The sequence below is a fragment of the Enterococcus sp. DIV0756 genome (assembly GCF_051710745.1).
In the GTDB taxonomy this organism is placed as follows: Bacteria; Bacillota; Bacilli; order Lactobacillales; family Enterococcaceae; genus Enterococcus_A.
The window spans coordinates 144,885-159,903 of sequence record NZ_JBIOLF010000001.1 but is presented as its reverse complement, the minus strand read 5'-3'; the positions used below and the strand labels follow the sequence as shown (position 1 = coordinate 159,903).

Below are 15,019 nucleotides of genomic sequence, written 5' to 3'. Positions count from 1 at the left end.
GGCATTTAACGCATCATTCTTCCCATATTCAGACTGAAACATTCGCTATGATCGGAAAAGAAATAAGAGTTCAATCTTTTTATAGAAGATTGAACTCTTATTTTTTTAAGTCTTTTAATTATTTCGCATAATCCGTTGCTCGTGTCTCACGAATAACGACCACTTTAATGTGTCCTGGATAATCCAATTCATCCTCAATTCTGCGACGAATATCGCGAACTAAACGAACAGAATCTAAATCAGAAATTTCTTCTGGTTTGACCATGACACGTACTTCACGTCCAGCCTGAACAGCAAAGCTTGATTCTACACCGTCAAAACTGTTTGAAATATTTTCTAAGTTTTCTAAACGACGAATATAGTTTTCTAATGATTCGCTCCGTGCACCTGGTCTAGCAGCAGATACTGCATCGGCAGCAGCCACCAGAACAGAGATAACTGAAGTTGCTTCGGTATCACCATGGTGAGAAGCGATCGCATTGATTACGACTGGATTCTCACGGTATTTAGCAGCAAGCTCTGCGCCGATCTCGACGTGTGACCCTTCAATCTCATGGTCTAACGCTTTACCGATATCATGCAGTAAGCCTGCGCGTTGCGCTAATTGAACATTTTCACCAAGCTCTGCGGCTAATACGCCGGTTAGTTTGGCTACTTCAATTGAGTGATTCAACACGTTTTGACCATAGCTGGTCCGGAAATGCAAACGACCTAAAATCTTGATTAAGTCTGGATGTAAGGTATGAGCACCAACTTCAAAGGCTGCTTGTTCCCCGTATTCGCGAATGCGTTCATCCATTTCTTTGCGAGATTTTTCGACCATTTCTTCAATCCGAGCCGGATGAATTCGACCGTCTTGAATCAATTTTTCTAACGTCATTCGGGCAATTTCCCGTCTGATTGGATCAAAGCCGGATAGAACGACTGCTTCTGGTGTGTCATCGATGATTAAATCGATTCCAGTCAATGTTTCCAATGTCCGAATATTACGGCCTTCACGTCCGATAATGCGACCTTTCATCTCATCATTTGGCAAAGTAACGACCGAAACAGTCGTTTCAGAAACAGCATCGGCACCACAACGTTGAATCGCCATCGCCAATAGATTTTTCGCTTTGCGATCGGCTTCTTCTTTGGCACGTTGTTCAGATTCCTTGACCATGACTGTTAACTCATGGTTCAATTCCTCTTCCGTCGTCTTCATAATTACTTCTTTCGCTTCATCTCTCGTTAAAGAAGCAACCTGTTCCAATTTTGTTTGTTGTTCATTAATCAGTTGTTCTACATCTTTTTCTCGCTCGTCAATTAATTGCTGTCTAGCACTGATCTTTGTTTCTTTTTCTTCCAGTGAGTGCTCACGCTTCTCTAAAGAATCATCTTTACGATCTAAAGTCTGTTCTCTTTGAAGCAAGCGATTTTCTTGCGATTTTAATTCTTGTCTGCTTTCTTTCAACTCACTTTCAACTTGTGCGCGATACTGCTGGTTTTCTTCCTTGGCTTCCAACAAAGCTTCTTTCTTTAAGGTCTCCGCTTCTTTATTTGCATGCGTAATGATTCCTCTAGCTGTGTTTTGTGCCCCATCAATTTCTTTTTCATGGCGTGCTTTTGCGACCATGAAACCCAAACCAAGACCGACAATTAAACCGATGATAGCGAGGAGAATAGGAACTAACATTAAATCCACCTCCGTACTATCTTATTTACCTATCTGTAGTTTTTTGATAAACGAATGTCAAATTATCAATATGCCTACTTGCATATGTGTGTTTGTCACACAACTTTATTCTAATGTTTGTCTGATAGCGTGTCAACTTTATTTCTCTTTTGGCAGACTCAGCAATAAAGCGCTTTGATTCGCTATAAATAAGACTGCAAAACAACACTAATGACTCGGTAAACGTACCTTGTCATTAGTGTTGTTCTGTTTTTTATTCATCTAACGGCAACTCTTCTTGACCTGCCTCGTCAGCATCAGTCACGTCGCCTTCTTCACCAATACCGTATGCTGCACGCACACGCGTTGCTACTTCCGCCATCATTTCTGGATGGTCGGCTAGGTATTTCTTGGCGTTTTCGCGTCCTTGACCGATTCGGTCTTCTTTATAGCCATACCAAGCACCGCTCTTATCGATGATGTCTTGTTCCACAGCCATATCTAGCAATTCGCCTTCTTGTGAAATCCCAAAGCCATACATAATATCGACTTCAGCTACTTTAAATGGAGGAGCAACTTTGTTTTTCACCACTTTGATCTTCGTACGGTTACCAACGATATCCGTGCCGTTTTTCAATTGCTCCGCACGACGAACTTCTAAACGAACAGTCGCGTAGAATTTCAATGCACGTCCACCAGGCGTTGTTTCAGGATTACCAAACATAACACCGACTTTTTCACGAATTTGGTTGATGAAAACAGCGATCGTCTTTGTTTTGTTGATCGAGCCTGAAAGTTTACGCAATGCTTGTGACATTAAACGGGCTTGCAACCCAACGTGGGCGTCACCCATTTCACCATCGATTTCGGCACGTGGAACTAAGGCTGCCACAGAGTCGATAACGATAATATCAACTGCGCCACTTGAAACCAAGGCATCTGCAATTTCCAAGCCTTGTTCACCAGTATCCGGTTGGGACAGCAGCAACTCATCGATGTTAACCCCTAAACGTTGCGCGTATTGAGGGTCTAGTGCGTGCTCAGCATCGATAAAAGCAGCTGTACCGCCATGTTTTTGAACTTCTGCGATGGCATGCAATGCTACGGTTGTTTTACCAGAACTTTCTGGACCGTAAACTTCGATAATTCGTCCACGAGGGTATCCGCCAACACCTAGCGCAACATCCAATGCCAAAGAGCCGCTTGGAATTGTCGAAATTTGTTGATCGACCTTTTCTCCTAATTTCATGATCGAACCTTTACCGTAATTCTTTTCAATCTTTTTCATTGCAGCATCTAAAGCTGCCTTGCGATCATTAGCCAATAGCTGATCCTCCTCTAATTCTTATAATCAATATGCTTTCCACATCATTATTGCTTTTTCAATATCCCTAGTTTATCGGTTTGAAATCAAAAAAGCAAGCAAAAAACGAACAAACATTCGCATTTTTAATTTTTGTTTAGAATTGCACGACGCACCATGTCTAAGCCCTTCATGACAGAGCTATGGCGGACATACGAGCGATCCCGAGTAAAATGATTTTCACTGATCAGCGTCTCACCATTCTTTTGTGCCAACGCAATAAAAACCGTTCCTTTTGGTTTACCTTCCAGCTCGTCAGGTCCCGCTACCCCTGTGAAAGACAAAGCAAAATCTGTCTGAGCTAAACGTAGAGCCGCTTCTGCCATTTCTTTTGCACATTCTTCGCTGACAACACCGACACGATCTAGAAGCGCTGGATCGATGCCTAAGAAGCTGGCCTTTGTTTCCTTAGAATATGTGACGAAGCCTCCTGGAAAGACCTCAGAGACGCCAGGAATCGTTCCTAATGTTGCTTGAAATTCACCGGCGGTCAAGCTTTCCGCTGCTGTGATGCTCAGCTGCTGTTCTTTTAACAAATCCACCACAACTTCTACCAAGCTGTTTTCTTCGCCGTAACCGTAGAAAAACTCGCCAACTTTCGCCAGGATTTCCGCTTCTGTCTGATCCAGTAAGGCATTGGCTGAAATTTCATCCTCTGTTTTCGCTGTGATTCGCAAGGTTACCTCGTTCGGTTTCGCATAAGGTGCAATCGTCGGATTGGATTGCTGTTCGATCATCTCTGCTAAGTCAGTCACCAGTTTTGATTCTCCAATTCCGAAGAAGCGCAACACCCGCGAAGTGAGCTTTTCGGTTGTTGGGAATTCTTTTTCTAATAACGGACGAGCTTGTTCTAGAAACATTGGCTTCAATTCACTTGGGGGACCAGGCAATAAAATATAGTTATTTTTTTCAGCCTTATACAGACAGCCAATCGCTAGACCCGTGCGGTTGGGCAACGGAATGCCATCCTGAAGCGTTTCGATTTGACGCAAGTTGTTTGGTGTCATTGTGCTTTGACGCTGTGCGAAAAAGCTGTTTAGTGCTTCTAAGCCAGCTTGATTTTGCACAAGGGGAACTCCCACATGATCGGCTAAAACATTTTTCGTCAAATCATCATCTGTTGGTCCCAAGCCGCCGCATAAAATGATCAATTCACTGCGGGTATCTGCCAATTGCAGCAATTCTTCTAAACGCTGAGGGTTATCCCCAACAACGGTGTGAAAATAGACTTCGATCCCCATATCCGCTAATTTTTCCGATAAAAAGGTTGCGTTAGTATTCACAACTTGTCCCAATAAGAGCTCGGTGCCCACAGCAATAATTTCTGCTTTCATTTATTCCTCTTCTTTCTTAACATACGCAATTTTCCTCAACTATAACAGAAAAAACGATCAGAACGATAGATTTTCATACCGTTATGATCGTTTTTTTGATTTTCTTACATGGATCCTTTAAAAATGGCAGTGTTTTTAGCAAAGTAGTCGTATCCTGAATAAACCGTAAAGAATAAGCAGACATACAACATGATTTGATCCATCGGAATACCGATAAAGTTAAAGGGTACATTGTTTAAATACAGTAGCACGATTCCGACCATTTGCGTGGCAGTCTTGATTTTACCTGGCATCGCAGCCGCCATTACACCGCCGCCTTGTTCGACGATCAATAGGCGTAGTCCTGTCACCGCTAACTCGCGACAGACAATAACAGCAATCACCCAAGAAGGTGCTTTGCCTTGCTCTACTAAAATAATAAACGCTGTCATCACAAGCATTTTATCCGCTAACGGATCTGCAAACTTTCCAAAGTTGGTCACCAGGCCATCACGACGAGCAATCTTCCCATCGAGATGATCGGTATAACTGGCTATCGCGAAAATGATCGCTCCCACCAGTTGTGTCACTGCTAAACTAGTATTTCCAATCTGCAGTGTCCCCCAATCCCATGGAGCTAAGACAACGATCATAAACACCGGGATCATAAAGATCCGAATGACAGTCAGTTTATTTGGTAAATTCATTATGAATTCCTCCTAATTCAATTTAAACACGGCCCTATGACGCGTAGGCAATATTCAGTGTTATATTTTTTTGCAACAACGAATCTCCAGGTTGGAAATCGAGGGCCTGGTCGTTGATTTTGACCTCCGCATATTTGGCCATTCCGACAGTAATCACTGCTTGAGCAGTATCAGCAGGCAGTTCGGTCGTTTCCGATTCGCCCTTCTCTAACGTCTTTTGGTACGTTAACGCACCATTGACTTGAACACCGACCCAAACTCGTTCGGTACCAGTAAAACTGATTTTTAATGGTTTTTCCGCGTGATCAACCTTCATTGTTGCCGCATTGGTCGTGTTATTCTCCATCGCTAAGGTCATTTTAGGTTTTTCTGGCGCCTTCGAGGATTCCACCGGTTTCGGTTGTGAAGACGACACCTTTTCTGCCACTGATGAAGAGACATCTGAACGTTCAACTTGAACAGAACTATTTTCTGGAATAATTGCAGTCTCTTGGTGATCCAGCCAAGTCATATAGCCTACCACCGAAATAATTGCCAAGGCTACCAATCCCAACAGAATCATTGGCAATGTCGCCTTAAAACGTGCACGCGTTGGATTTTCAACGTGCTTATTTTTTCTCAATCCCTCAACCGTTTCTAGTTCAGGATAACTCGGCAGCGGACGATCCTTACCATCCAGCACATCAATTAAATGATCGCCGTCCAGTTTTACCTCATCAGCGTATTGTCGAATAAATGTCCGCAAATAATAATCACTAGGCAATTCATGAAAATCATTTTCTTCAATCGCCAGCAAGTATCGCTTTTGGATTTTCGTGCGCTGCTGCAGTTCATCTAAACTAATTTTTTTATCGATCCGGGCTTTGCGTAATGTTTCTCCAATATTAATACTAGCCACTTGGTTCTCTACTCCTAATTCATATTAGTGAAATTTTTCTTCAAGAAGATAATCTCAGATTTTCATCACGGCTATCCATCTTCTGAATCTGCCGAAGCAGATAGAAACTGGTATGCTGATGTTGAAATCATTATCGTTCCTATTCCATCCAGCCGCCCGCGACAGGCAATACAATGCCTGTGGTATAGCTAGCTTCTTTTGAAAATAAATACTTGCAGGCTTCAGCGACTTCTTTGGGATCAGCCAATCGTCCTAAAGGGATTTCTGACTTCAACCTCGTCAGCTCTTGCGTATCCCAATTGTCATTCATTTTCGTTTGAACAGCACCGGGTGCTACGACATTGACAGTAATACCTAAAGTTGCGACTTCTTTTGCATAAGCTTTCGCAAATGCTTCTTGTGCACCTTTTACCGCACTGTAGACGGTCTCCATACTACTTCCGCGATGTCCATAGACCGATCCGATAAACACGACACGTCCATGCCCATTTTTTGCCATCTTTTCCTGCAAACCTTGCAGCAAAAGCAAAGGGGTTTTTAAATGAACTTGCCATAGGGCGTCCATTTGATCCGCTTTGGTCTCTGGCAACAACTCGTAAAATGTAAAACCTGAGGCAAAAACAATACCGTCTACTTGAAACAATTGCTCAAGAAAGCTTGGAACTTCTGCTTCCTTCAACATGTCTAAGGATACCATAAAAAAATCTTGCTGAGGATAACGTTTCTGTAAGTCTGAAACGAAACTTAAAACTTTTTCTTTTTGCTGATTATAGTGGCAGTAGAGGGACCAGCCTTGCCCAGCTAGTTTTTCGCAAACAGCTTGACCAATATCCCCGCTTGCCCCCATCACTAACGCATAAGGCATGTTACCCCTCCTTTTGTATGAATCGTTTACTGTTGCTTTTCCATATAAAATCGCGTGAAAGATTCTTCTTGGATAAACAATTTGCCTGCAGATAAAACATCTGTTAATTCGATTTCTTGAATGATTTCAGGCATATCAAATAGCGTCCATTCCCCATATAATGATTGCGTAAATTGATTGGCAACATACTCTAATGAGTTTAAGGATTGGAAATATTTTCCTAGCATTTTTTTCTTCAATAGTGACAGATTTTTTTCATTAACTTCTGGATCGCTATCAAAGTGCAATAAGATCTCCGTCAAACGGTCTGCCAGCATTTGCGGTTTTTCACTATCGCCGCCAAAATCCGCAAAGTAGAAGCTGCGATCCATTGAGAATTCGTAGCCAAAGCTGTCGTCTAATATCCCGTCATTGTACAGACGCAAATAATTTTGCGAGGTGTTCCCTACTAACATTTGAAACAATAGATCCATCGAAACTTTAAAGATCAGACGTTCTTTGTCATCTTTTGGCAATTCAGCCAATCCCTTAATTCCTACAATTGCTTTCGGGATTGTAATCGGCATTTTTTCTTCACTGAGCTTAATGATCTCATCAGATGATTCTTGCGGGAAGCGTCGTTGAATCGGTTCTGGAGCCTCGAACGTTTTCTTAGCTTGATTTTCACGAATGAAGCTCATCAAGGCTTTCGGCTCCAAGTTTCCTACAACGAACAACGTCATATTGCTTGGATGGTAGAACGTATTGTAGCACGTATACAGATCCTCCGCTGTGATCTCAGCGATTGAATCGATCGTTCCTGCGATATCGATATGCAGCGGATGTTTTGGATACATATTTTTCAGAATCGCAAAAAACTGCTGCCAGCTTGGATCATCTTGGTACATTTGAATTTCTTGACCGATAATCCCCTGCTCCTTTTGTACGGATTCTTCAGTAAAATACGGTGCTTGAACAAAGTCCAATAAGGTCGCTAAATTCAATTCTAATTGATCGGTCGTTGAAAATAGATAACTCGTGCGGGTAAAGCTGGTAAAGGCATTCGCTGATGCTCCCTGCTCCCCAAATTTTTGAAACACATCGCCATCTTCTTTTTCAAACATCTTATGCTCTAAAAAGTGAGCAATGCCATCAGGCACTTTAATGTACTCTGTTCCGCCACGAGGAATAAATTCATTGTCGATTGAACCATAATTTGTACTAAATAACCCATAGGTCTTGTGATACCCGGCTTTTGGCAACAAATAAACCGTTAAGCCATTCGGTAAGATCTCTTTGTATAAGGTTTCGTTGATTTTTTGATAGGCCACTTTATCCATTTTGTTGTCCTCCATCTAAAAAGAAGATCGCTTGTAGACGAATTTTTTTTGCGACTTTCTGTACATCTTTTGGTGTCACCGCCGCTAAACGCCGCAACCATTCTTCGTCTGTTAGTTTACTTTGCGGCAGCCATTGCGCCAAGTAAGTCGTCTCGATCGCATTTTGCATGCTATCCAACCCCAGTAAGTAATGATTTTTCAACATTGCTTTTGTTTGCTGGAAAGCCAAGTCGGTGAAGTTACCTGCCTGCAGCTCTAATAACTGTTCTTCAATTAAACGCAACACTTTCTCACGATTGCTGCTGTTAATTCCCGTTTGTACCTGTAGATATCCCCGAAAAGTATCGAAAGAGCTTGAAGCATAGTAAGCTAAGCTCGCTTTTTCCCTTACATTCATAAATAATTTAGAGTGCGGGAAGCCTCCGAACAAGCCATTAAAAACTAACAGGGCAAAGCGGTCCCGATCCTCATAATAGACATCCGTCGCATATGCCAGGTTTAATTTCCCTTGTGTCACTTTTTCTTGCACTTGCTGCTCGCGGATCACATTGTCGCTACCTTGATAATAATAAATTGCTGGGAAGCTTTCTTCGCGATCAGCAAAAGGCAGCTCTTTGAACAGCTCCGACATCTCTGCTTCCTCTACATCCCCGATCACAAACAAATCCACTTGATCCTGCGTAATCATCTCTTGATAATAAGCTGCCAATCCTTCGTTCGTTTCAAGTTGTAAATCAGACACCGTACCGAAACTTGGTAATTTTTGTGCTTCATCTGTAAAATAGGTTTCTTTGATCTTTAAAGAAGCCATCGTTTGCTTGTCTTCCTGTAAGGTCTCCATATAGCTTTGCAGATTTTCTTTTTCTAACTGGAAAGTCTGCTCATCAAATTTCCCGTCACGAATATTGGGAAAGAATAAAATTTCTCGCAGAAAATCCATTGCAGCTGGGAACAATTTCGGATCATCCACATACTTTCCATTAACAACACCTAAACCAATATCCAGCCAATGCAGATTCCCTTTGCGTCCAACATTCAACCCAAAGCTAGCGCCATAAAGCTCGGCCAATTGTCCGCTTAATTTGGTTTGATCAGGGTAACGCAACGAATTGGTTTCCAATAAATTCGCCAAAAGAGCACGTTTAGTCATGATTTCTTTGGTTAATCGGGTGGTAAAGCGCCCGTAGATTTGAATGGTTTTATATTTCTTGGTTGTGATGACGTGCAGACGCACGCCTCTTTTAAGTTCGATCATCACAAAGCTCCTTTTTAAATTCATCTATTATTTTTTGGAAAAATAAACGTACTTTCAAGCCGTACATTTTCCAACTAAAGAACCCTTCTCACTTGCTTATGCAAAAATCAGAAGGGGATTCTTTTGTCATTTCACTAAAGCTAATTATAGCACAGGCACCCCCTAAGAATCGAAATGGGCACTAGCGGATAGTCTGTTTTATTTCAAATTTTTTTCTTCTTTCGCTATACTAAAATTAAGAAGAGAAGCCTCATCCGACTTTGCCGACTTCAAAAACGGCACATAGCCAAAAAAAATCATTTTATAAAAGCGTATAGCGATAGTAAGACGTTGGATGGTATACCGCTTACTAATAGGAGGAAGACCCATATGTTTAAAGAGTTTAAAGAATTCTTGATGAGAGGCAATGTGATTGATCTTGCTGTAGGTGTTGTAATTGGTACTGCCTTCACTGCAATCGTAACAAACATCGTAAACGGATTGATCACCCCGTTGGTTGGATTAATTGTTTCATTGTTTACTAAAGGAAAAGACTTGAATGAAGCGATGTCTGTCCTAGATTGGGAACCAGTTAAAGGTGTAAAATTTGCATTTGGCGATGTGATCAGTGCCTTGATTACGTTCATTATTACTGGTTTTGTTTTATTCTTGATTGTTAAGGCAGCAAACAGAGCTAAAAATTCTGTTGTTAAAGAGGAAGAAGAAGAAGCGGTACCCGTTCCAACAGCCGAAGAGTACTTAGCAGATATTCGTGACCTCTTAGTGGAACAGAATAAAGCTGCACAAAAGACCTTCGAAGACAAATAAAAACCATGGAGCGTGTGCTCCATGGTTTTTAAATTGCTTCTGATAAAAATTCGATCTCTACTGTGCGAGTCAATACATCGGAATAGCTGTATGAAACACGTTCGAAAGAATTTTCTTCTGGGTCCAAATCAACCACAAATACGGAAGGATAAGTCTCGGTCAAGATTCCCTTACGTTGTGTTTGACGCTTGCGTCCCGTCTGAGCTACAAGCATAATAGGAGCACCAATACGGTCTTCCAAGTTTTTCTTGATAGACGCTAAAGTTGTTGGCATACAGTTCACCTCAAGATATATTATAGCACAAATCTAAAACTTTTCAATGTTATCATAAGATAAAAAAATATGCAACTTTCTATCTAAAGTAAACTGGATTATTTATCCTGATTATACATTTTCTTCTTTAATTTGTTTTTCGTCCGATTCAACGCATTACGGACCGCCTTTTCCGATTCATTCAGAAGCTGGGCGATCATGGTGGGCTCTTCTCCCTTTAAATAATAGTACAAAGAAAGATTTTCTAAAGGAGAAAGCGCAATTTCTCCTGCCAATAGCATTTCGCTAATATAAAGATTCTCATCCATGTACTCATGATATTGAAAATGTTCATCAAAAGACTCCAGACCGACTTTCTCCATGGATACCGCTTGCCGCTGGGACAAGCGTTTTTTTGCTTGTTGACGACGCAAAAGAGAGCGAATTCGATTTTCAAAAACCATCTTATAGTACAGACCAAATGTGGTTCCACGTCCTTTGCGATAGCTTTGCAGGGCATCATTCAGCGCGATTCGCCCTTCCTGCAGCCAGTCATCAAAATCAAAATCACGAATCGAGTAACGAGATTGCATACTATAAACAATTGGCAAGTATTGACTAAACATTTCTTCAAAAGCAGCACCATCAATTTTTTCATAACACGTTGGTTCTTCCATTTTTTACACCCCTCTCAACAAGTAAAAGCATACACGCTTTACCAATCCGAGAGGAGTGTCGACAATCAATTTATTTTTTTTGGCTTAATTCGTCCAGTTTTTGGGACAATTTCTGCAATTGTTCATTATTCCAAGGAGAATTACGGCGAAAATTTTTAAAATGCGTATCTTGTGTATCCCCCGTTATTAGCGCCTCGGTCTGTTGGACGGACTTATACAATTCACGCGCGGAGGTGCGCAAGGCTCCCTGTGAAAAAATCGTCCATTGTTCGGCAAGGTCGCTTGTCGCCACTGTGACCTGAGTTAACCGGTCATTCAGTTCCCCTGCGATGCGTTCAATATAACTATCGGCTGTTTCGTCCTCTTTTGTAAAGACAACAGTCAGCTGGTACTTTTGATAGCTTTGGGTAATTCCTGGAACAAATTGCGCATCAAAAACAACAATTGTTTCCAACCCTTGATACTTTGCATAGTTTGACAAACGAAATAGCAAGGCCTCACGCGCTTCTTCTAAGCGTTCTTGGTTTTTCAAGGTAGTCAGTTCAGGCCACGCACCAATCATGTTATAGCCGTCAACGATCAACAATTGTTTTTTCATTACAGCTCACTTCGCTTTCGGAAGACCTCATACATCAATAGTCCAGCAGCAACCCCCGCATTCAAGCTCTGCACGTGACCTGTCATAGGGATCGTCAACATCTCATCGACTTCCTTTTTCAAACCAGCGCTCATCCCTTTGCCTTCATTACCGATAATCAAAGCAATCGGACCTGCTACCCTCCATTGACGATAATCGGTGCCTGCCATGTCCGTTCCAAAGATCCAATAGCCTGCATCTTTTAGCTGTTTGATACTTTGAGCTAAATTTGTCACTCGAGCAATCGGCACATATTCCACTGCCCCCGTTGATGCTTTCGTCACGACTGGTGTAATTCCTACAGATCGATGTTTTGGAATGATCACGCCAGACACCCCACTTGCGTCGGCTGTCCGTAGAATCGAGCCAAAATTATGAGGATCTTCTAAACTATCTAAAATCAGTAAGAACGGTGCCTCCTCTGAGGATATTTTTGTTAATAAGTCCTCTAAGGTTAAATATTCATAAGGGGTGATTCCTAAAACAATCCCTTGATGCACACCACCGTCACTTAATGTATCCAGTTTCTGTTTAGGCACCCATTTTACTGGGACCGCCTGTTCTTTCGCTAAGCTTTTCAACTGATCGATCTTATCCCCGTGAGCGTCCTCTTGCATAAATAGTTTGTTCCCACGACCTGCTTGAAGTGCTTCCACACTGGCATGATGCCCAAAAACAAAGTTATTCTCTTCCGGTTCAACCGTCTCAAATTCTTTACGGCGGTCTTTCGTCCGATCATTTTTCCGCTGATTTCGTCGATCGTTTCCTCGATATTGTTTTTTATCCTTCATTCGTTTCGCCCGCTTTCTCTAAACACCACGCAATTAATTCTTCTAATCGCTCTTTTCGTTCCAATAAATGTAGATAACCCATCAGTGCCTCGAATCCTGTAGACATCCGGTAGGTCATGATGTCGGTATTTTTAGCAGAAGTGTAACTTTTCGCATTTCTGCCACGCCGATAAATTCCTTGCTCTTCTTCTGTCAGCATACCATCATCCAGCATTTTTTGGATCAACATTGCTTGCGCTTTAGCGGAAACATAGTGTGTTGCCATATGGTGTAGTTTATTCGGGCGCGTCTGTCCTTCGCGAACTAAATAATCCCGTACGTAAGTTTCATAGATTGCATCACCAACATACGCTAACGCCAGTGCATTTAATTGTTTATAGTCTGTCATTATGCTCGTCTCCAACGGACGCCTTGCGGGGTGTCTTCTAAAATAATTCCTTGTTCTTTCAACTGGTCACGAATCTCATCACTGCGGGCAAAATCTTTGTCTTTGCGGGCTTGATTACGTTCCTCGATCAATTGATCAATTTCTTCATCTAATAAGCCAGCAGCTTGGAATTCAATCCCAAAGACAGTCAACATTTTGGTGAATTCTTCTAACGCTGCAGCTAAAACCACTGATGAAACTTTTTCTTGTTCACTGTAATTGTTCAGCCATTTAGCCAATTCATACACAACCGTGATTCCATTTGCTGCATTAAAGTCATCGTCCATCTCTTCGATGAAACGATCCTTCAATGTTTGGAGCGCCGCCAATTTCTCTGGATCATCAGTCAATGCTGCTTCCGCAGTTGCTTGACGGAAAGTCGCATTCTCAAAAGCTGTACGCAATTTTTGCAGATTTGCTTGTGCATCCTTCATGGTCGTTTCACTGTAACGAATTGGACGGCGATATTGTGTCGTTGCCATAAAGAAACGTAAGATTTGGGGATCAATCTCTTTCACTAAGTCGTGAACCGTTACAAAGTTTCCTAGTGACTTGCTCATTTTCGCATCGTCTTCCCCAATGGTTACATAGCCATTGTGCATCCAATAGTTCGCAAAACGTTGCCCTGTTTTGGCTTCACTTTGGGCAATTTCATTTTCATGGTGCGGAAATTCTAAATCTTGTCCGCCGCCATGGATATCAATCGTATCACCTAAATGTTTAGTGGCCATCACCGAGCATTCGATATGCCAGCCAGGACGTCCCGCACCCCAAGGGGATTCCCAAGAAATTTCATCCGGCTTGGCGCTTTTCCATAAGGCAAAATCCAATGGATCTTCCTTAATTGCCTGCTCAGCGCCAGTCCGTTGGCTTGCTCCAACCTCTAATTCATCAATTGATTGGTCACTCAATTCACCATAGTGCTCAAATTTACGCGTACGATAATAAACGTCGCCTTCTGCTTCATAAGCGTAGCCTTTTTCAATCAGAGCTTCGATAAACGTTAAAATATCGGGAATATGATTAATCACTCGTGGATGCAAAGTCGCCGGCTTTACGTTTAATGCAGCCGTATCTTCTTCAAAAGCGGCGATAAAACGATCCGCCACCTCAGGAGCCGTGATGGAGAGCTCTTTCGCTGCTTTGATGATTTTGTCATCAACGTCGGTAAAGTTCGATACATAGTTCACTTCATACCCGCGATATTCAAAATAGCGACGAATGACATCAAATGCAATCGTACTACGGGCATTCCCAATATGAATGTAGTTATAAACAGTTGGTCCGCAGACATACATTCGGACTTTATTTTCCTCAATTGGTTTAAAAACCTCTTTTTCTCGTGTTAGTGTGTTGTGTATTTTAATCATGTTGAACCTTCTTTCCATGTAATCTTGCGACTTTTGCTGGTACGCCTACTGCGGTCGCATCAGCCGGTATATCCTTTAATACGACAGCGCCTGCGCCAATCTTACTTCCAGCACCAATTTCAATTGGCCCCAAAATTTGAGCATTTGCTGAGATAAAAGCGCCTTGACGTACCGTTGGATGCCGTTTTCCAGTGTCTTTTCCCGTTCCGCCTAGTGTCACGCCATGAAACAGCACAACATCCCGCTCGACTTCGGCCGTTTCACCAATCACCACACCCATTCCATGATCAATAAAAACCCCCGGAGCGATCTTAGCACCAGGATGAATCTCAATGCCCGTCAAGAAACGCCAAAATTGCGAATGAATCCGTGCCAACAAAAACCATTGATGCCGATAGAGAAAGTGTGAAAACTTATGGAAAAACAATGCATGAACACCTGGATATGTCAGCACAACCTCTAGGCCCGTCCTAACTGCCGGATCATTTTTCTTCGCTGCTGCGATTGCTTCTTGCCACCATCCCATTTACCTCAACCCCTTTTCTGTTTTTAGACCTTTACCCATAAAACATTCAACACATTTCCAATTTCCTGCTATTAAGCTATCTCCAATTAAAGAACTCATTTTTCCAAAAACCAAAAAAATGATCTTATCGTCGTTTCGCATACAATTCCGCTAAACT

16 protein-coding genes are annotated in these 15,019 nt (G+C 42.1%); 1 reads left to right on the top strand and 15 read right to left on the bottom strand.

Annotation, left to right across the window (positions count from 1 at the left end; all coding sequences use genetic code 11):
* Positions 1-118 precede the first annotated feature (118 nt).
* From rny to yfmF, 8 genes are all read right to left on the bottom strand, one after another.
* Positions 119-1,675 carry a ribonuclease Y gene (gene rny, locus IGI44_RS00785; protein WP_438785866.1) on the bottom strand — a complete coding sequence of 519 codons (1,557 nt, stop codon included), beginning with the start codon at positions 1,673-1,675 and terminating at the stop codon, positions 119-121.
* A 253-nt stretch (positions 1,676-1,928) separates the two neighbouring features.
* Positions 1,929-2,978: a recombinase RecA gene (gene recA / locus IGI44_RS00780; RefSeq protein WP_438785865.1), complete on the bottom strand. Its 1,050-nt coding sequence runs from the start codon at positions 2,976-2,978 to the stop codon at positions 1,929-1,931.
* A gap of 125 nt (positions 2,979-3,103) precedes the next feature.
* Positions 3,104-4,351, bottom strand: coding sequence for a competence/damage-inducible protein A (locus IGI44_RS00775; RefSeq protein WP_438785864.1), 1,248 nt, complete (start codon positions 4,349-4,351; stop codon positions 3,104-3,106).
* Between the two features lie 104 nt (positions 4,352-4,455).
* On the bottom strand, positions 4,456-5,037 hold the full coding sequence (gene pgsA / locus IGI44_RS00770; protein WP_438785863.1) for a CDP-diacylglycerol--glycerol-3-phosphate 3-phosphatidyltransferase: 582 nt from the start codon (positions 5,035-5,037) through the stop codon (positions 4,456-4,458).
* Between the two features lie 34 nt (positions 5,038-5,071).
* Positions 5,072-5,935 (bottom strand): RodZ domain-containing protein, encoded by an 864-nt coding sequence (locus IGI44_RS00765; RefSeq protein ID WP_438785862.1) that lies wholly within the window; start codon positions 5,933-5,935, stop codon positions 5,072-5,074.
* A 139-nt stretch (positions 5,936-6,074) separates the two neighbouring features.
* Positions 6,075-6,800, bottom strand: coding sequence for an elongation factor P 5-aminopentanone reductase (ymfI, locus tag IGI44_RS00760; RefSeq protein ID WP_438785861.1), 726 nt, complete (start codon positions 6,798-6,800; stop codon positions 6,075-6,077).
* A gap of 26 nt (positions 6,801-6,826) precedes the next feature.
* A complete protein-coding gene (gene yfmH, locus IGI44_RS00755) occupies positions 6,827-8,119 on the bottom strand; it encodes an EF-P 5-aminopentanol modification-associated protein YfmH (RefSeq protein ID WP_438785860.1) in 1,293 nt (430 codons plus the stop codon).
* A complete protein-coding gene (yfmF, locus tag IGI44_RS00750; RefSeq protein ID WP_438785859.1) occupies positions 8,112-9,374 on the bottom strand; it encodes an EF-P 5-aminopentanol modification-associated protein YfmF in 1,263 nt (420 codons plus the stop codon). The genes yfmH and yfmF overlap by 8 nt, the downstream gene beginning before the upstream one ends.
* 369 nt (positions 9,375-9,743) lie before the next feature.
* Between yfmF and mscL the strand changes: the two genes are divergently transcribed.
* The gene (gene mscL, locus IGI44_RS00745; protein ID WP_438785858.1) at positions 9,744-10,181 is read left to right on the top strand and encodes a large conductance mechanosensitive channel protein MscL; all 438 of its coding nucleotides are present in this window, start codon (positions 9,744-9,746) and stop codon (positions 10,179-10,181) included.
* Between the two features lie 28 nt (positions 10,182-10,209).
* Here the strand turns inward: mscL and IGI44_RS00740 are convergent, their stop codons facing one another.
* The 7 genes from IGI44_RS00740 to epsC form a co-directional block, all read right to left on the bottom strand.
* Positions 10,210-10,455 carry a Veg family protein gene (locus tag IGI44_RS00740; RefSeq protein WP_316405491.1) on the bottom strand — a complete coding sequence of 82 codons (246 nt, stop codon included), beginning with the start codon at positions 10,453-10,455 and terminating at the stop codon, positions 10,210-10,212.
* Positions 10,456-10,553: 98 nt separating this feature from the next.
* A complete protein-coding gene (locus tag IGI44_RS00735; RefSeq protein WP_438785857.1) occupies positions 10,554-11,111 on the bottom strand; it encodes a sigma-70 family RNA polymerase sigma factor in 558 nt (185 codons plus the stop codon).
* Between the two features lie 70 nt (positions 11,112-11,181).
* Complete coding sequence (locus IGI44_RS00730) at positions 11,182-11,709, bottom strand: NYN domain-containing protein (protein ID WP_438785856.1); 528 nt, start codon at positions 11,707-11,709, stop codon at positions 11,182-11,184.
* Positions 11,709-12,539: a 23S rRNA (guanosine(2251)-2'-O)-methyltransferase RlmB gene (rlmB, locus tag IGI44_RS00725; RefSeq protein WP_438785855.1), complete on the bottom strand. Its 831-nt coding sequence runs from the start codon at positions 12,537-12,539 to the stop codon at positions 11,709-11,711. The genes IGI44_RS00730 and rlmB overlap by 1 nt, the downstream gene beginning before the upstream one ends.
* The gene (locus tag IGI44_RS00720; protein ID WP_438785854.1) at positions 12,529-12,927 is read right to left on the bottom strand and encodes a Mini-ribonuclease 3; all 399 of its coding nucleotides are present in this window, start codon (positions 12,925-12,927) and stop codon (positions 12,529-12,531) included. Before IGI44_RS00720 ends, rlmB begins: the two co-directional genes overlap by 11 nt.
* Positions 12,927-14,336, bottom strand: coding sequence for a cysteine--tRNA ligase (gene cysS / locus IGI44_RS00715; RefSeq protein ID WP_438785853.1), 1,410 nt, complete (start codon positions 14,334-14,336; stop codon positions 12,927-12,929). Before cysS ends, IGI44_RS00720 begins: the two co-directional genes overlap by 1 nt.
* Positions 14,329-14,862 carry a serine O-acetyltransferase EpsC gene (gene epsC, locus IGI44_RS00710; protein WP_438785852.1) on the bottom strand — a complete coding sequence of 178 codons (534 nt, stop codon included), beginning with the start codon at positions 14,860-14,862 and terminating at the stop codon, positions 14,329-14,331. The genes cysS and epsC overlap by 8 nt, the downstream gene beginning before the upstream one ends.
* Positions 14,863-15,019 lie beyond the last annotated feature (157 nt).